The 17,336-nt window shown below is 67.1% G+C and carries 13 protein-coding genes, 1 pseudogene and 2 riboswitches; of the genes and pseudogenes, 8 read left to right on the plus strand and 6 right to left on the minus strand.

The genetic code is table 11. The annotated features are described in order from the left end of the window. Window positions 1-65: 65 nt before the first annotated feature. Window positions 66-2,003, minus strand: coding sequence for a WD40 repeat domain-containing protein (locus tag ALI144C_RS31550; protein WP_269086712.1), 1,938 nt, complete (start codon window positions 2,001-2,003; stop codon window positions 66-68). Between the two features lie 640 nt (window positions 2,004-2,643). Further along, window positions 2,644-2,743, plus strand: a riboswitch (glycine riboswitch). After that, a riboswitch (glycine riboswitch) is annotated at window positions 2,744-2,836 on the plus strand. It begins immediately after the preceding riboswitch. Between the two features lie 68 nt (window positions 2,837-2,904). Here ALI144C_RS31550 and ALI144C_RS31555 point away from each other — a divergent pair. Then, window positions 2,905-4,545 carry a M14 family zinc carboxypeptidase gene (locus ALI144C_RS31555; protein WP_076990811.1) on the plus strand — a complete coding sequence of 547 codons (1,641 nt, stop codon included), beginning with the start codon at window positions 2,905-2,907 and terminating at the stop codon, window positions 4,543-4,545. A 382-nt stretch (window positions 4,546-4,927) separates the two neighbouring features. Then, window positions 4,928-5,404: a hypothetical protein gene (locus tag ALI144C_RS31560; protein ID WP_237774407.1), complete on the plus strand. Its 477-nt coding sequence runs from the start codon at window positions 4,928-4,930 to the stop codon at window positions 5,402-5,404. Between the two features lie 30 nt (window positions 5,405-5,434). On the opposite strand, the gene ALI144C_RS57890 is transcribed toward ALI144C_RS31560, so the two are convergent. Beyond that, window positions 5,435-7,114, minus strand: a complete 1,680-nt coding sequence (locus ALI144C_RS57890; RefSeq protein WP_237774408.1) for a hypothetical protein — start codon at window positions 7,112-7,114, stop codon at window positions 5,435-5,437. Between the two features lie 73 nt (window positions 7,115-7,187). Between ALI144C_RS57890 and ALI144C_RS57895 the strand changes: the two genes are divergently transcribed. Beyond that, window positions 7,188-7,604, plus strand: coding sequence for a hypothetical protein (locus ALI144C_RS57895; protein WP_237774409.1), 417 nt, complete (start codon window positions 7,188-7,190; stop codon window positions 7,602-7,604). Between the two features lie 860 nt (window positions 7,605-8,464). Here ALI144C_RS57895 and ALI144C_RS59190 read toward each other — a convergent pair. Next, window positions 8,465-8,680 (minus strand): annotated as a pseudogene (locus ALI144C_RS59190) (RNA polymerase sigma factor); the annotation flags it as partial. A 370-nt stretch (window positions 8,681-9,050) separates the two neighbouring features. On the opposite strand from ALI144C_RS59190, the gene ALI144C_RS31570 reads away from it, so the two are divergent. From ALI144C_RS31570 to ALI144C_RS31580, 3 genes are all read left to right on the plus strand, one after another. Further along, window positions 9,051-9,689, plus strand: coding sequence for a hypothetical protein (locus ALI144C_RS31570; protein ID WP_076990813.1), 639 nt, complete (start codon window positions 9,051-9,053; stop codon window positions 9,687-9,689). 287 nt (window positions 9,690-9,976) lie between these two features. Further along, the gene (locus ALI144C_RS31575; RefSeq protein WP_076990814.1) at window positions 9,977-10,588 is read left to right on the plus strand and encodes an isochorismatase family protein; all 612 of its coding nucleotides are present in this window, start codon (window positions 9,977-9,979) and stop codon (window positions 10,586-10,588) included. Window positions 10,589-10,641: 53 nt separating this feature from the next. Next, window positions 10,642-11,094 carry a hypothetical protein gene (locus ALI144C_RS31580; protein WP_076990815.1) on the plus strand — a complete coding sequence of 151 codons (453 nt, stop codon included), beginning with the start codon at window positions 10,642-10,644 and terminating at the stop codon, window positions 11,092-11,094. Window positions 11,095-11,141: 47 nt separating this feature from the next. On the opposite strand, the gene ALI144C_RS31585 is transcribed toward ALI144C_RS31580, so the two are convergent. Genes ALI144C_RS31585 through ALI144C_RS31595 form a run of 3 tightly spaced genes read right to left on the minus strand, consistent with a single transcriptional unit; the run spans window position 11,142 to window position 14,019 of the window. After that, on the minus strand, window positions 11,142-11,966 hold the full coding sequence (locus ALI144C_RS31585) for an ABC transporter ATP-binding protein (protein ID WP_076990816.1): 825 nt from the start codon (window positions 11,964-11,966) through the stop codon (window positions 11,142-11,144). Then, the gene (locus ALI144C_RS31590; protein WP_076990817.1) at window positions 11,942-12,991 is read right to left on the minus strand and encodes a FecCD family ABC transporter permease; all 1,050 of its coding nucleotides are present in this window, start codon (window positions 12,989-12,991) and stop codon (window positions 11,942-11,944) included. Before ALI144C_RS31590 ends, ALI144C_RS31585 begins: the two co-directional genes overlap by 25 nt. Then, a complete protein-coding gene (locus ALI144C_RS31595) occupies window positions 12,991-14,019 on the minus strand; it encodes a FecCD family ABC transporter permease (protein WP_202819098.1) in 1,029 nt (342 codons plus the stop codon). The genes ALI144C_RS31590 and ALI144C_RS31595 overlap by 1 nt, the downstream gene beginning before the upstream one ends. Before the next feature lie 121 nt (window positions 14,020-14,140). Between ALI144C_RS31595 and ALI144C_RS31600 the strand changes: the two genes are divergently transcribed. Beyond that, on the plus strand, window positions 14,141-15,610 hold the full coding sequence (locus tag ALI144C_RS31600; protein WP_076991011.1) for an ABC transporter transmembrane domain-containing protein: 1,470 nt from the start codon (window positions 14,141-14,143) through the stop codon (window positions 15,608-15,610). Next, window positions 15,607-17,331, plus strand: coding sequence for an ABC transporter ATP-binding protein (locus ALI144C_RS31605; protein WP_076990819.1), 1,725 nt, complete (start codon window positions 15,607-15,609; stop codon window positions 17,329-17,331). The genes ALI144C_RS31600 and ALI144C_RS31605 overlap by 4 nt, the downstream gene beginning before the upstream one ends. Window positions 17,332-17,336 lie beyond the last annotated feature (5 nt).

Here is a 17,336-nt window from a genome sequence, read left to right on the forward strand (position 1 = left end):
TTGCCCCCCGGAAAACGCCTGCGACGTTCGTCGACTGAGTACGAAGGAGCTCGGCGGAGGGTGTCTCATCGGACCGCCGCCGTGTCGGCTCGCACGAGGTCGGTGATGTGGTGTGACCAGAGCACTCCGACCTCGTCGGCACCGACCCTGCCCACCACGATGACGCGGCCGTCCCATCCCGCCACGGCTACTCGCTCGGCGTCGATCCGCGCCATGCACGACACACCCTGGGAGAATGTTTCGAGAACTCGTCCGGTGACCAGGCTGTCCGTCGAGTCGGCCCAGTTCAGCCGCCAGAGGTGGAGTCCGAAGTCGTACGAGCCCGCAAGCACCAGCGGCCGGTCCGGATCTCCCAGCAGACACACGCACTTGACCGACTCGTCAGCGCCGAGCAAGGTCACGGTGTTGCGGACTCGCCAGGTCCCCTCGTCATCACGGGCCACCTGTCCCACTTTGACTGTGTGATCTCGTGAAGCACTGGCGATCACCCTTCCGTCGAGGGAGGACACCGCGTTGACGAGGTTGCCGTGTTGCCAGAGAACCGCCCGTTTCCGGAACGACCCGGCCGTCACTGTCCGGTCGGTCGATGCCGACAGGAAATCGGCGCCGTCCAGGACGGCGAGCGACTTCACCGACCCGCTGTGCGCCGTCCACCGGTCTCGAACGGTCAGCGCGTCCGGATCCAGTGCGATGAGTTCGCCGTTGTAGGTGCCTGCGACGATCGTCCTTCCGGCGACGACCAGCGACGGCACCGGGGCGTCGAGCTGGTCGCTGCTCAGGACTTCGCCGTCAGCCGCTCGTATCACATGACCGGAGTAGGTTCCGGCGTAGACGTTCTCGCCGTCGGCGGCAAGCGAGAGGATCGGTCCTTCAGCGAGCTGCCGCGGAGAACCTCCGGGCCTTCCGCTCGCGGTGGCCCCGACGACAACTCCGGCGTCCGTCCCGACCAGAATTTCGGAGCCAGCGGTGACAAGCGCGTTCGGCCCGTAAGTAGCTGCCGGCGGGCCGGCGATCTCGACCGCTCCGTCGAGCCCGAGCAGATGCGGGCCGCCCCAGAAACTACCCACGGCCACCAATCCGGCCGCCGTGGCAACCGAGCGCGGCCACATCCGCGCGTCGTGGTAGCGGTGCAACCTTCGGCCCGCGATGTCGAACACGTGCACTGACCCGTCGTAGGCACCGACCACGAACGAAGCGTCGTCCTCGGCCCAGTCCACCGTGCGCGCGGCCGATGTGGACACCTCGATCGTGCGGATGTGCGTCAGGTCCGCCGTCAACAAGTCCACCGCGCCGTCGTCGCGGGCGACCGCGAGCATCGCACCGGAACGCGACCACGAGCAGCCTTCGATCGAGGAGGCGTAGTGCCGTGTTCGCGGCTCATCGGTCGTGTCCGGGACGATGGTCGCGACCATCCCGTCCTCACCGACGGTTGCCACCAGGCCGTGCCGGTTGACCGCGACCATCATGCAATGCGCCGCGTGCGAGCTGAGGTGCCGCAGAAGTGCACCGGCCGCTGCGTCCCACATCGTCGCGTGGCCATCCTCGGAAACGCAGATCAGCCGCTTGCCGTCGGGCATCCACGCCACCGAGTTGATGTCGTCGGTGTGGCGGGCGAGAACGTTGACCAGCGTGGCCGGGCCCTGGTCCGGCACCTGCCACAGCGCGACGGTCTTGTCCGCCGAAGCCGTCGCCAGCAGAGCAGGAGTGACCGGGTTCCACGCTGATCCGTTGACAAGGCGGCGGTGGCGCAGCCGATCCAGCGGGGCAGGGCGGGCAGGTTCGCTGGTGTCCCAGATCAACACTGACCCGTCGTACGAACACGTGGCCAGGCGTCGGCCATCAGACCGAAAGGCGATATGGGTGACGGGAGCGGAATGCCCCGCGGTATCCACGGGCAGGTTGATGGCGCGCACAATTGTTCTCCTCTCACGCACGCCCGCACCGCCGGAGCATGATCGAGTGCAGGGCGGCGAACACAACAACGATGGCAGCGCGACGTTCATACGTGGTTGACGAGAACTGCGCTGAACTTATGATCACCAAATCCGGGTGCCGCGACGCCATAGTAGCCAGGCAACCAGAAATACGCCAGAGAGGTTTCTCGACACAGAGAATACCGGCGCCTAATACAGCTGGCGACGGGCGACGCCCTGGTCACGCGGCCCAGTGGACCGGGCTGATTGGCATGCACTTCCAAGATATTCAACGTCATCCCGGATTCGATCACCGCTCGGCCGGACTCGGATTAGGGGTAGGCCCAGTGCCCTGCCGGTAGTAGCCTGGCAACGATTAGACAGCAGGCCGCAGTGTGATCATTCGACAGGCTCCACGATGTACCAGTCGATATGCTGCCGCAAGCTCAGCCGAGACGCCTGGGGGCGCATGACAGAACACTCGGATGCGTTTGTCGTGGAATTCTGGCGGTCTGCGACCTCGTTTACGCGCTTGTGTTGAAGTCCAGATAAAGCCACGTTTCCACGAATCGAAGCTCCCCACCCGTGGCGACGGTCATGCCTGTGTCGGCAAAGCCGATCCCGCTATGACAATCGACGGCGCCGCGCACCCAGTTCGCCCGTTCGGCTCGGGCCGAACGGCCGTTGACAGTGCGATGATCATCGGCGATAGTGCCTCACGCAAGGCCGATGATCTCGTGCGGGAGAGCACCCACGTCAACCCGGTGTGGGTCACCGAAGGAGCAACTCCTCTCCGACAAACTCTCAGGTCCCCGTACCGCACGGGCCAGGCGACTCTGGAAAGCAGGCGCTCGCCGCCTCACCGAAGGTGCAAGCCCCGACCGGGGGCGAAGCTCTCAGGTACCGATGACAGAGGGGGAGGCCGACCAACGCGTTGCAGTGTCGCGGCGCGGAGGAGGTCTCCGCGTGCGCCCTAGCCGAAGGGTGCCAGATGTTACGAAGATTCCTGTCCCTGACCGCCGCGGCCGTGCTGGCCGTGGGCCTCGCCGCGGTGCCGGCGCAGGCGAAACCGGACAACGTGGTCAGCGTCGTGCGGGTGACCGCGCCGACGAAAGCCTTGCAGGCCAAGCTGATCGGTCTGGACCTCGATCTGATGGACGCCGAGGGCACCTCGGTCAACATCATGCTGCACGGTGCCCGTGACGAGGCCAAGTTGCGGGGCGCCGGGTTCGCCCCGCAGATCCTGGTCGCCGATGTGACCGCCCGCAACCGTGCGGCCCGGCAGGCCGAGGAGGCACGGGCCCGGTCGCTCGCCGCGTCGCCGTTGCCCACCGGCCGCGTGTCCTACCGGACGCTGAGCGAGACCAACAACGAGCTGACGCGCCTGGCCAGGACGTATCCGGACCGGGTCAAACGGTTCGCACTGCCGAACCGGTCGCTGCTGGACCAGACCGTCTGGGGCCTGGAGGTCACCCACGACGTGCACGCCGACGACGGCAAGCCGGTGTTCCTGATGACCGGTCTGCACCACTCCCGGGAGTGGCCGACGGTCGAACTGACCATGGAGTTCGTCTGGGACGTACTGAAGAACGACCGCGTCGACCCGCGGATCACCTCGCTGCTGGACCGGGCCCGGCTGATCGTCGTGCCGATCGTCAACCCGGACGGGTTCGACATGTCCCGCAGCCTGATCCAGGAGCAGAAGCGCAAGAACTGCCGGGTGGCCGACGGGCACCGGCCGACCTGGGTGGAGTGCGCCGACCCGGCGAACTTCGACAAGGGCGTGGACCTCAACCGCAACTACGGCGCGTTCTGGGGCGGGCCCGGCGCGGGCACGAGCGGTCTCGCCAGCAACTACCGCGGCCAGGCTCCGTTCTCCGAGCCGGAGATCCGCAACATCCGGGAGCTGATCAGTTCCAAGCAGGTGACGGTCGCGATCAGCAACCACACGCCGGATGCCCGTGTGCTGCGCGTACCCAGTGCGCCCAACGAACCCCGCCCCGCCGACGAGGGCCCGTACGACGCGCTCGCCCAGGCGCTGGGTGCGGACATGAAGTGGCCGGCCGGGCCGTGGCCGGAGATCTACTACGTGGCCAGCGGCACGACCGAGGAGACCGCGTACTACTCGGCCGGGACGTTCGCGTTCACGTTCGAGCACACCCCTGGCGGCCGTGGGTTCCACCCGCCCTACCCGTTCGTGATCGACCAGTACTTCGGTACCGGCGCCTACCCGGGTTCCAGTGCCCGAGCGGCGTTCCTGACCGCGTTCGAGGCCGCGGCCGACCCGGCCAGGCACTCGGTCATCACCGGCAAGGCGCCACGCGGGGCGAAGCTGACCGTGCAGAAGAACTTCACGCTGGACACCTCGCCGGTGACCAACCCGGACGGCAGCACCGGCCTGATCACGCCCTTCCCGTACGGGTTGCGGTCCACGTCGAGTGTGGACCGGGACGGGAAGTTCGAGTGGCACGTCAACCCGTCGCTGCGGCCCAGCCAGTACCTGCAGAAGCACCTGAACGAGTCGTGGACGCTGACCTGTCACCGGCCCGGCGGGCGGACGACGCAGGTGCAGGTCACGGTGGCGCGTGGCGCGGTCGCCGAGGTCGATCTGAGCCGCTGCGGGCGGTGGTGACCCATATCGGGACAACGGAAAGTGGTGCGCCGGGCCGTGGTTTGGCCCGGCGCACGTCCTCGAGCACCGGATCGTCACTTCCCACGCCAGGCAATGGGGAAAATCTTCGTGGGGTGCCGGGGAGAATTCCGGGCTGCGCCGTACATCACCGCTGAGGGCAACAGTCAACGGTAGGGAGGGGCAGATGATTGTGCGGGATGGGATCGCACAGTGGGTGTCCACGGCGGCCAGCCCAGTTCCGGAGCATTGGTCGATAGTGGTCATGGACATCGTGGGGTCAGGTCGTTGGGACGATCGCACTCAGTTGTGCGCCCGCACCGCGCTGGAGAGGATCGTGCGGGCGGCCGTCCGGTCCGCAGGCATCCCGTGGCGCAAACTCGCGGTGGAGGACCGCGGCGACGGCATGATCCTGTTCGTTCCCGCCTCAACATCGAAGGCGGACCTCATTGACCCACTGATTCCGCGCCTGGCCGCCATACTGGGTGAGTACAACAGGGTGATCTGCGCCGCGTCGCGTATCCGGTTGCGGGTGGCGGTGCACGCGGGCGAAGTGCTGCGCAGTCCGTCCGGATGGGTCGGCACCGACATCAATCTGGCCTGTCGGCTGGTGAACAGTGAACCGCTGTATCGGGAGTTGACGCGGGTGCCACGGGCCGACGTGGTGCTTGTCGTGTCCGATGTGATCCATCAGGGCGTGATCCGCCACGGCTACCGCGGTATCACGCCGTCCGGCTATCGTGCCGTGCACGTGGTGTCCAAAGAGGTCGACACGCACGCCTGGGTGCACATTCCGGGCGTGCTGGCTCCGGCACGGCGGCGTTCTGTCGGCGGTCTGAGGATGTTGCTGGCCTGGCGGTGACATCGCCACCACCAGGCCAGCGTGCCATCGTTATCGTTGCCGTCGCCGGTGGACCGCGAGGGTTGAGCTGCCCCGGCCGGACAGCACGCCGTCGAGGCTGGGGTCGTAGTCCACCTTGCCCGTATCGGTGACCTGGAAGGTGAACTTCGAGCCGTCCGGCAGGTGCAACGCGTGCGTGCCGCGCACCAACCGGAAGGTCACCAGCTGTCCGCTCCCCCGCCAACCCACGCCGCTGACACCGAAGCTGGTGTGTCCCGAGTCCCGAGGGTCGAACGTGATGGGATGCCCGCGCACCGCCAGCGTGGCGCTTCCGATGCCGGTGAACGTGTCGTTCAGGGTCGACTTGTAGTCGACTCGGCCTTGCGCGGTCACCGTGAACGGGAACTGGATCCCGTTGTATGTCACGAAGGTATGGGCGCCGGGCAGCAGCTTGTACACCCGACGCGACTGCGGGGCCTTCCACCCAACACCACCAACAGTGTTGGTGACATAGTCCACATCGCTGGTATCCAACGTGACCGCGAAACCATGCACCGTCAGCGTCGTGGACCCAGTCCCCGAGAACAGGCCCTCCAGATCCGGCCGGTAACCCACCCGCCCCTCAGCAGACACCGTGAACGGAATGTTGATCCCGTTGTACGTACTCATCACATGCGCACCAGGCAACAACTTGAACACCCGACGCGACTGCGGAGCCTTCCACCCAACACCACCAACAGTGTTGGTGACATAGTCCACATCGCTGGTATCCAACGTGACCGCGAAACCATGCACCGTCAGCGTCGTGGACCCGGAACCGGTGAACAGACCCTCCAGATGTGCCTCGTAGGCGATGGCGCCTTGTGCGGTCAGGGTGAACGGGATGTTGATTCCGTTGTATGTGCTCACCAGGTTCGAACCGGGCAGCAGTTTGTAGGTGCGACGAGGTTGGGCGACCCTCCAGTTCACCCCACCGACCGTTGTGTTGACATAGTCGATGTCGGTCACGTCGAGAATGATCGAGAGCCCGTGTACCGCGAGCGTGCCGGTACCCGCGCCGGTGCGCAGACCGGGCAGGTCCGAGGCGTAATCCACCCGGCCCTGCGAGGTCACCGTGAAGGTGACGGAGGCTCGGTTGGCGACCACCACGTAGTGCGGTCCGGGCAACAGTTTGAAGGTGTGGTTGCGTTCGGTCGTCTGATGGGTACCGCCGACCCCGGTACTGCTGTAGTCCACGTCGGACACATCAAGGGTGACAGGAAACCCGTGTAGTGCCAGCGTATTGGTATCGGCACCGGTGAGTGGACCGTGCAGATCTGGGGCGTAGCGCACCCGACCTTGCGGCGTCACCGTGAAGCCGAACGAAGCCCGGTTGCTGACGACAAGGTAGTGCGCGCCAGGCAACAGCTTGAAGACGTGGTTGCGTTGGCTCGTTTGGTAGGCGCCGCCAATCCCCGCACTACTGTAGTCTACATCGGACTTGTCAAGCGAGATCGGCGTTCCGTGCACTGCCAGCGTGTTCGTTCCCTGTCCGGTGAACGTGCCTTCCATGGCTTGTTCGTACTCGACGGTGTTGGTTGCGGTGACGCGGAAGTCGAGCCTGTGGCCGAGCGCCGTGGTCAGGGAATGCGGACCTGGGGCCAGCGGCATCCGGTGAATCTGCTTGGTGCTCTGCCATCCCGTGCCGCCCGAGACGGCGAAACTGCTGTAGGCCACGTCCCTGGCGTCCACGGCAACATCTTGCTGTGTCGGCGGTTGCTGTACTGGTGGTTGCTGTACTGGTGGTTGCTGCGCCGGGGGCGGTGTGGCAGGAGTTGTTGTGGTGGTGTCGGGTGACGTCCCGTCCGCCGAGGTTGTGGAGTTCGTCGTAGTCGGCGGCGAGCTTGTCGTGGTTGTCGTCGTCGGTGTGGCCGCTGGCGGCTTCGGTGCCGGGCCGGGCATGGGGGCTGGGTTCGGGGACGGTGCGGTGGTCGTGGTCCTGGCCGGTGTCGTGGGAGGTGTACTCGCCGGACCCGCTGGCGCGGCACTGGGAGGCTGTGACGTGGGAGCGCTGGTGTCCGTCGGGCGGGTATCGCCCGGTGGTACGTGCGGTCGCTCCATGGCGATCGCAGGAGGCGGGGAGAACGGTGTGGACGCGGTCAGCAACCCGCAGATGCCCAGGACAGCCGCAGCCACTGTGCCGCCGATGGCTCGGATCACCATTGGATCGTGGGCGACCTGACTCACGGAGTTCACCAGTCGCGACCCGGTGAACCGTGCCAGCGTCGACCCCAAACCACCCACCGCCGGTGGCTTGGTCGCCACGTCGGATCCGGCGACTGCGGCGGCGACGGGCTCGGTGGCGGCCAGAGCGTTCCCGAGCGGGGTTGGAATTGACTGGCCTGCGTCCGCGCGGTTGAACATCGCGGCCACGGTGCGGCGTCGCTCGTCGTCGTCGGTCAGCACGACCAAGCCCGGGCCCAGGTTCCACAGGACGTACTTGCCTGCCGCGTCCGCTCGTGGGGCGCACTGAGCGCATGCGGCAGCGTGTTTCGCGACGACTCTGGACTGTTTGAGATCCAGGGCGAGTTCGCGGCCCGCTTGCTGTTGCTGGGCGGACAGGATCGTGTCGAGCAGTTGGTCGAGATCAGAGCAGGCACCGCGGCCTGACCGCGCGAGCACCAGGGCGCTGGCCGCCGTCGCGGTGGCCTTGCGGGCTCGGTGTAACTCCCGGTCGACACGGGCGGCGTGTTCGAGCGGCACATCCAGGGCAGCCGCCAGTTCCGCTGTGGTGACCCTGCGCTGCTGACGCAGATGCAGCTTGATGTGCGTGCCGATGACGCGACTGAGCTGAGGTGTGATGGCGGTGATCGCGACCCGGACGACGCTCCACAGTTCACGCTTGCCGAGAACCTCCGCCAGGTCATCGGGCAGTTCGGGAAGCTCGTCGTCGGCGAACCCAGGTCTGTCCAACTCCAACGCGGGACCGGCCGAGGAGGTGGCGGCCTGCTCCGGGATCTCGCTGTCGCTGTAGTGTCTCAGGTCCTCGTAGTGGCCCTTGAGCAGGTTGTGGGCGATGCCGATGAGCCACGCGGCCAGGTTGTTCGGATCATTTCCGTTGAGAATGGTGTCCAGCGCTTTGACGAAGACCTCATGGACGTAGTCATCGGCCTCTCCGGCGTTGCGCAGACGCCGCCGGAAATACGAGGTGAGCTGAACCTGGCACAGCTCGTACAACTGCGCTTGAGCGGGTTGTCGAATCGCCGCGTCGGCAGATCGCAACCGGTGAACGAGAGCGCCGTCATCGGTGGGTGTCATGGCCGTCCTCCCGGAAGGCAGCGGTGGGACCGTGTCGGGAGGTACGTGCGCTGACGCGGCGAGTTCTCCCCACTGTTCGGCAAGATTTATCGGCGCTGCTCATGCGGCTCCCTCGGCAAGAGGTTCGCAGGATGCCCCACACCGCTCATGAACGCGATAGCCCGGAAGGGGTGCATCCGACGAAATCCCGTACTTGTGCGCATTCGACGGAGAATGAGCCTGATGATTCGTATGCCGTATCATCGGATGACGTGTCCCGGCGAATCGACCTCTAGGCCGTTCGAGTGATGTCGTACCGGGATCGGGGAGACCTCCGCTCAAGTGTCCACGTGCTCGGCAGTTGGTCCACATCGAGCGAAGGGACTCACCGATGTCGATGCGTATCCGATGGTCCGGCTTGCTGGCCGGAGCCGCGATCTTGGCCGGCCTGACCGCCGGTCCCCAGCTCGCGCACGCGCAGTCCTCACTCCCCACCCCGGCGGAGCGGTGCGCGCGGAACAACACCCCTGATGTCACCCAGACGGTGACCCATTACGGCAACCAGGTAGGCGTGAGTTTTCCCAATGGCACGAACCCGCCCAACGGCGTCTTCCCTGGCGACGTCGTCAAGGTGACCATCACGGGAGCCGTGCGAATTGATCACTGGGGCAACACATATGGCCCCAGCGGAGCGACCGGTGGCCACGAACAATACTGGAAATCGCTGCAGGGCGTCAGCTGGCCGTTCCCCCAGTTGAACGCGTTCAGCTCGGTCGCCCGCTGGAACAACAACCCGGGAGGATGGGTGGGAAACCCGATGCGCACGATCAGTCTCGACCCGGCTTTCGGCGGATCTTGCACGTCGGCTCCGAATGTTCCGGTGCGCGTTCTCTACTACATCAACGACCCGGGAATCTCCGACAACGGCGGCCAGTGGACTATACGAACCGACGTGTACCGAGCCACAACCACCTGTGCGCCCGGGTTCTTCTACTCGGGAATCTACGGTTGTCTCCCCAGGCCATGGTGATCACACGGACGACTCTGGATTAGTCTTCGGCTGACGGGCGCCTTCCCCTGCCGATCACGAGAGCAGCCCTTGGTTGGTCATCTCTCTTCTCAGCGATGACAACCAAGGGCTGCGATGTTCCGTGCGCGCCACCCTGCCCACCTCGCACCCTGCTCGTGCAGCAATCGGTGGCCCGCGTCACAGGTTCGAGCTGTCACAGGAAGTGGGACGCCGGGATCTTCTTGCTCGTGCCGATGCGGCACAACGAGTAAGGCAAACCTGATCACCACTCGGAAAGAGACTCACTCATGCCCGTCACCACTGTCGACACCACGACCGCACTCGTACTCGTCGATCTGCAGAACCTGGTCGTCGGCCTGCCCACCAGGCCCTACACCGGCCGGGAGGTGGTGGCCCGCGCGGTCGAACTGGCTGATGCCTTTCGCGAGCACGGTGCTCCGGTTGTCCTGGTCCGGCTCACCGGCGGCGTGGACAGACCAGATGCGTCTCCGGGACGCACCGAGGTTCCGCGTCCGCCCGGTGCACTGCCCGCGGGCTGGGACGTCATCGTCGATGACCTAGCCGGTCACCCCGGCGACATCCTCGTGACCAAGCGCACCTGGAGCGCCTTCCACGGCACCGACCTCGATCTGCGACTGCGCCGCCGCGGTGTCACCCAGGTCGTGCTGGCCGGGATCACCACCAGCATCGGAGTGGAATCGACCGCCCGCGCCGCCTATGACCACGGCTACCACGTGACGCTGGTGACCGACGCCATCGCTGATCGGGATGAGGAGGTGCATCACCACAGCATGGAACGGATCTTCCCGCTTCTCGGCGAGCGCGGCTCCACGGCCGAGATCATCGATCTGCTGGCCAGGACTCGCGCCTCGTCCGCGGCGGGAACACGCTCCGGGTGACCTGGTGAACGAACAGCCACCCACCCGGTACTCGACCACCAAGGAGCGATCTCATGTCCTCGACCAAGCTGCCCTCCTCAGCTTGCCCGGAGCGGCCCCGGTTCTTCGGCCTGATGAAGGCCACCACGGTTTTCCTGGCCGCCGCGCTGCTCGTGCAGGGGATCACCGCCGGGCAGCTCCTGTCCACAGAGGACGGCAGGCAGTTGCACCATGCCACGGGTCCCCTCGTCACGGTCGCGATGGCCCTGCAGATCATCGCCGCGTTCCTCGTGTGGAAGGCGGGCCGCGGATCAGCGCGGTACCTTGTCGCCAGTGCGCTCATGATGGTGTTGGTCGCCGTCCAGTTCGTGGTCGGTGGGAGCGGGAACCTCGCCGTACACGTCCCTCTCGGCGTGGCACTCTTCGGCGGCGCCGCCGCCCTGGTGACGCAGGTGTGGCCCACCCGCCGGAATGACCCGGGTGAGAGCCAGGCCGACCTGCCCGGGGCCAACGAACTGGGTACGTAAGGTCGAGATCATCCACCGTGCACACCGTCGGCGTGGGCGACTACCCGCTACGAGGTCACTCTCAGAACCCGGCTGGCTCGCGCGGCGGGGATCATCATCGGGGTGCCGGTTTCCGGGTCCGGCACGATGCGGCAGGACAGGCCGAACACGTCGGTGATCAGGTCCGCGGTGACGATCTCGGCTGGGTCGCCTTGGGCGATCACCTCGCCGTCGCGCATCACCACGAGGTGCGTGGCGTAGCGGCAGGCGTGGTTGATGTCGTGCAGGACCAGGACCATGGTGTGGTTCTGGTGCTCGTGCAGGTCCGCGCAGAGGTCGAGGACGTCGATCTGGTGGGCGATGTCGAGGTACGTGGTCGGCTCGTCGAGCAGGAGGATCGACGTTTCCTGGGCGAGGACCATGGCCAGCCACACTCGTTGGCGTTGGCCGCCGGACAGCTCGTCGACCAGGCGGTTGGCCAGGCCGTCGACTCCGGTGCGTCGCATGGCCTCGACAACGGCTTGCTCGTCGCTTGTGGACCATTGACGCAAGAGGCGTTGATGGGGGTAACGACCGCGAGCGACGAGGTCGCCGACCGAGATACCACCCGGTGCCACGGATGACTGCGGCAACAGCCCGAGTCTTCTGGCGATCTCCTTCGTGGAGTAGGTCGAGATGGCCTCGCCGTCCAGGTAGACCGTTCCCGCTTTCGGTTTGATCATCCGGGCGAGTGCTTTGAGCAGGGTGGACTTGCCGCAGGCGTTCGGGCCGATGATGACGGTGAACGATCCGTCCGGGATGGACAGACCGAGGCCACTGGCCACCACCTGCTCGTCGTAGGCCAGGGTCAGCCCTTCCGCGCGTAACCTCACCGGCGCTGTCCTTTCCGCCATTCCCGAGCCAGCAACCACACCAGGTAGAACCCGCCGACCGCGCCCGTGGTCATGCCGACCGGCACCTGGATGGCGCCGAACATCTGTTGTCCAGCGACATCCGCGGCGGTCAACAGCACCGCTCCCATCAACGCGGACGGGAGCAGGCCGGGGCCGTCCGATCGGGTCAGCCGGTTCACGACCTGGGGTGCGGCCAGGGCGATGAAGCCGATCGGCCCGGCCGCCGCCGTCGCGACCGCGGTGAGGGCGACGCCGACGAGCACCAGGGTCAGCCGGGTTCGCTCGACAGGAACGCCCCGAGCTCGTGCCGTGTCGTCGCCCATTTCCAGCATGGACATCGGTCGTCCCAGCGACACGGCGTACGGCAGCAGCACGGCCAGCGCGATCCACACCGGAACGACGTGTTGCCAGCCCCGTCCGCCGAGGCTGCCCAGCAACCACAGCTGGGCGTTGCGGGCGTCCTCCAGTGAAGCGCGACTCAGCAGGTAGGTGTTCACCGACGCCAGTATCGAGCTCACCCCGATCCCGACCAGGATGAGCCGGAATCCCTGCACCCCGCGGCGGTAGGCCAGCAGGTAGACGATCACCGCCGACGCCAGCGCACCGGCGATCGCGCCGGTGGCGACGCTGACGTTCGAGTCCTTGTACACCAGGATCACCAGGATCGCGCCGGTGGCCGAGCCGGTGGTGAAGCCGATGACGTCGGGGCTTCCCAACGGATTTCGGGACACGCTCTGGAAGATCGCGCCCGACGCGCCGAGCGCGGCTCCTACGCCGATGCCGACCAACAGCCTGGGCAGCCGGAAGCGGTCCATGATCAGTTCGAGGCCGGGTGGCCCGTCGCCGAAGATTGTCCGGACCACGTCGGGGATGCTCGCCTCGTAGTCCCCGGTGGTCAACGCGAGAACGCTGGTCGCCACCAACGCGAGCAGCAGCAGGAAACCCACGAGCAGCGCGCGGGGATGTACTCGCAGCGAGATCCGTTCCGCGCGGGTCCGCACGACTCGACCGGTCAGCACGCTCATCACAGTTGTCCGATCCGGCGGCGGCGAGCGAGAGCGATGAACACCGGTGCGCCGATGAACGCCATCACGATCCCGGCCTGGAGTTCACCGGGTGATCCGACGACGCGACCGACCACGTCCGCGGCGAGCACGAGGATCGGCGCGAGGACCGCCGAGTACGGCAGCAGCCATCGGTGGTCCGGTCCGGTGATGGCGCGGGCGATGTGCGGGATCGTCAGCCCGACGAACGCGATCGGCCCGGCTGCGGCCGTCGCGGCCCCGCACAACAGTGTCACGGCGATCGCGCCGAGCACGCGGGTCTGCCCGAGGCGAGCACCGACCGCGCGTCCGGTTTCCTCGCCCAGTGCCAGTGCGTTCAACGAGCGGCCGAGCAGCAGGGCCAGCACGGCACCGGTCGCGATGAAGGGCCCGACCTGGAAGAAGACATCCATGCCACGACCGGACAGCGAACCGATCACCCAGTACCGGTAGCGGTCGAACGTCTGCGCGTCCAGCAGCAGGATGATCCCGACCACCGCGGTGAGGGCCGCGGTGATGGCGGCCCCGGCGAGCACCATCCGGTCCGGTGTGGCCTGCCGTCCGCTCGCGCCCAGCAGGTACACGACCACCGCGGTGACGGCCGCGCCGAGCAGCGCGAACCAGATGTACCCCGCGGGCGCGGTGATGCCCAGGATCGAGATGGCCACGACCACCGCCGTGGACGCGCCGATCTCGATACCGAGCAGGCCGGGATCGGCCAACGGGTTGCGCGTCAACGACTGCATCAGCGCTCCGGCGAGCCCGAGCGCGAGGCCCACGATCAGTCCCACCACCGTGCGGGGGAATCTCAGATCGCGGACGATGTACGCCTCTTCGCTGCCGTCGTCGACCCACACCACTCGCCACAGCGTGTCCAGGTCGATGTGCCGGGCGCCGACGGCGAGGCTCGCGACGCAGAGCGCGGCCAGCACGAGGAGCGCGACGATCAGACCGGTGGCGCGGAAGCCCGAGAGCCGAGGGCGAACGGCGGTGTCGGATTCCGGTGACATCCACCCACCCATGATCGCCGTTACTGAGGTTAGGCTAAAGATACCTTGCCCGGCTTGTTGATCGAAAGGGTGCGCGGTGTCCCAGGCTGTGCCCACCGGGCGATCGGTTCTGCGTCGGTCGATGTTCGCGCAACGCGGCCGGATTCTGGCCGCCAGCGCGCTGCTCGTCGCCCACCAGGCCGGTGAGGCGGCTGTGCCGGTCCTCATCGGAGTGGTCATCGACAAGGCGGTCGCGTCCGGCCAGACGAGCCGGCTGCTGTTCTGGCTCGCTGTGCTGGCGCTGGATTTCCTGGTGTTGTCGTTGTGCTGGCGGTTCGGCACCAGGATCGGCACGGTCGCGGGAGTTCAGGCGGACCGGCGGCTGCGGCTGGCGGTCACGACTCGTGCGCTGGCCGGTCCGATCGACATGCTGCCCGGTGCGGTGGTCAGCGTCGCCACGTCCGACGCCCGGCGGACCACGATGGTGAACTTCGTGTTGCCGCACGGCATCGCCGCCGCGGTCGGCGCGATCGTCGCGGGTACGGCGTTGTTGGCCGTGTCGATCCCACTGGGACTGCTGATCGTACTCGGTACTCCCCCGCTGTTGCTGCTGGTGCGGCTGATGAGCATGCCGTTGGAGCGGCGGAGTTCCGCTCAGCAGGAACGCGCGGCCGACGCGGCGGGGGTGGCCACCGACCTGGTGCGTGGCGTGCGGATCCTGAAGGGGATCGGCGCGGAACGGGCGGCGCTGGCCCGGTATCGGCGGATCAGCCGTGAGTCGTTGCGGGCGACCTTGCACACCACACGGGCCGAGGCCGGGTATTCGGCGGCGGTGATCGTGGTCAACGGTGTTTTCCTCGCGATCGTGGCGTTGGTGGGTGGGCGGCTGGCCGCGTCGGGGAGCATCACGGTGGGGCAACTGGTCTCCGCCGCGGGCCTCGCGGTGTTCCTGGTGGGCCCGTTGAACACGTTCGGTGAGATCACGGCCGCCCTGGCGGCGGGCCGGGCCTCGGCGGGGAGAATCGCCGAAACCGTCGGACAACCGGACATCGCGGCCGACAGTGTCGAAATCGCCATGGCAGAGGGCGAATTCGTCTGTGTGGTGACCGAGGAACCCGCGCCGCTGTTACGCGGTCTCGCCGCGCGCTCGGACGTCCTGGTTTCGCCGCATCACGCGGACCTGTTCGCAGGCACCATCATCGACAACGTCACCGCAGCGGCCGCGCCCCACATGAACGCCACCGAGGTCATGCGCGCCGCGGGGGTCGACCAGGTCGCCGATGCTCTGCCTGATGGCTTGCGGACAACGGTGACCGAACGTGGACGGTCGTTGTCCGGCGGACAACGGCAACGTGTCGCGTTGGCCAGGGCGTTGCTCGCCGACCCGCCAATCCTTGTCCTGCACGACCCGACCACAGCCGTCGACGCCGTGACCGAAGCGGAGATCGCACGTGGCATCAGAACGATCCGGGACGGCAGGACCACTGTGGTCATCACCACCAGCCCGGCTCTGCTCGCCGAGGCCGACCGAGTGCTGTTCGCCGGGACAAGCGGGACGCACGCGCACCTGATCCGCGACAACGCCGACTACCGTGCGGCGGTGTTGGCATGACGCTGTTGCCGATCAGTTCGCCGCGTGACACACGGCGTCTGATGCTGAAACTGGTCGCGAAGCACAAGCTGATGGCCGTCACTGCCATGGTGTGCCTGCTGGGCGCGGCCGGGTTGAGCCTGGTCACCGCGCCCCTGCTGGGGTCCATCGTGGATCTCGCGGTCGCTGGTGACGTCAGCGCGATCACCGACCGGGTGCTCCTGGTGGGCGGCGCGGCACTGGCACAGGGCATTCTCGCGTTCGGTGGTTTGACGTTGGTCGCCCGGCTCGGCGAGCGGGTCCTGGCAAGCCTGCGGGAGGACTTCGTCGCCCAGGTGCTGGATCTGCCGTTGGACCGGATCGAGGCGGGCGGGTCGGGTGACCTCACGTCCCGGGTGACCGAGGACGTCGCCATGATCAGCCAGGCGGTCCGCACCGCGTTGCCGGACTTCATCCAGTCAGCGTTGGTTCTCGGGCTCACCCTGGTGGGACTCGCCGCGCTGGATTGGCGGTTCGGCGTGGCGGCGCTGCTCGCTGTGCCCATCCAGGCCGCAACCGCCCGGTGGTACGTGCAGCGCTCGGGCCCGTTGTACACGGCCCGTCGCGTGGCTGCCGGTGGTGAACAACAGCAGTTGTTCGAGAGTGTCGGCGGCGCGGAGACGGTCCGGGCGTTCCGGCTCAACGACGAGCACGTCTCGTTGGTGGGCCGGAAAGTCGATGCGACGATCAAGCTGATCGTCGCGGTGACGAGAACGCAGACGCAGTTCTTCGGTCGTCTCAACGCGGCTGAACTGGTCGGGTTGTCCGCTGTCCTGGTCGCTGGTTTCCTTCTGGTTCAGGCAGGGTCGGTCACGATCGGTGCGGCCAGCGCGGCGGCGTTGTACTTCGCGAACCTGTTCGGGCCGATCAACTCGGTACTGTTCCTGTTGGACACGGTGCAGTCGGCGGCCGCGAGCCTGGCCAGGTTGCTCGGCGTGATCACCATGAGCGACCCCGTGGCGGAGTCGTCGGCGAAGTCGCTGGTCGACGGGTCGGTGAAAGCGGTCGGCCTGCGGCATTCGTACGTCGCCGATCACCCGGTTCTGCACGGTGTCGATCTGGACATCCCCGCGGGCAGCACGGTCGCGCTCGTCGGGGCGAGCGGCGGCGGCAAGACCACGCTGGCGAAGCTCCTCGCCGGTGTGCACGAGCCGACCAGCGGCACGGTCCACATCGGTGGCGTCGCGGTGTCCGACATGGACCGGCTGACTCTTCGGAAAGCCGTTGTGCTCGTCACCCAGGAGGTCCACGTGTTCGCGGGTCCCCTCGCGGACGACCTCCGGCTGGCCAAACCCGGGGCCGGAGAAGAGGAACTGCGGTCCGCGCTCGACGCGGTCGGCTGGCGCGGACCGGACCTGGACACGGTCGTCGGCGACGGCGGGCACGCGCTGACCGTGACGCAGGCACAACAAGTCGCTCTTGCCCGGCTGATCCTGGCCGATCCCCTGCTCGCGATTCTCGACGAAGCCACGGCCGAAGCGGGCAGTTCGGGCGCCAGGGTCCTGGAGTCCGCCGCGAAAGCCGCGCTGCGCGACCGCACCGGGATCGTTGTGGCGCACAGGCTGACGCAGGCCGCCGCGGCCGACTCGATCGTGGTGCTCGACCACGGCCGGATCGTCGAGCACGGCACGCACGCCGAACTCGTCGCGGCGGGTGGCCGGTATGCCCGGTTGTGGGCGGCGTGGTCGGCCCATCGCGGGTGACCCGG

Origin of the sequence: Actinosynnema sp. ALI-1.44 (assembly GCF_001984155.1) — a bacterium.
Taxonomy (GTDB): Bacteria; Actinomycetota; Actinomycetes; order Mycobacteriales; family Pseudonocardiaceae; genus Kibdelosporangium.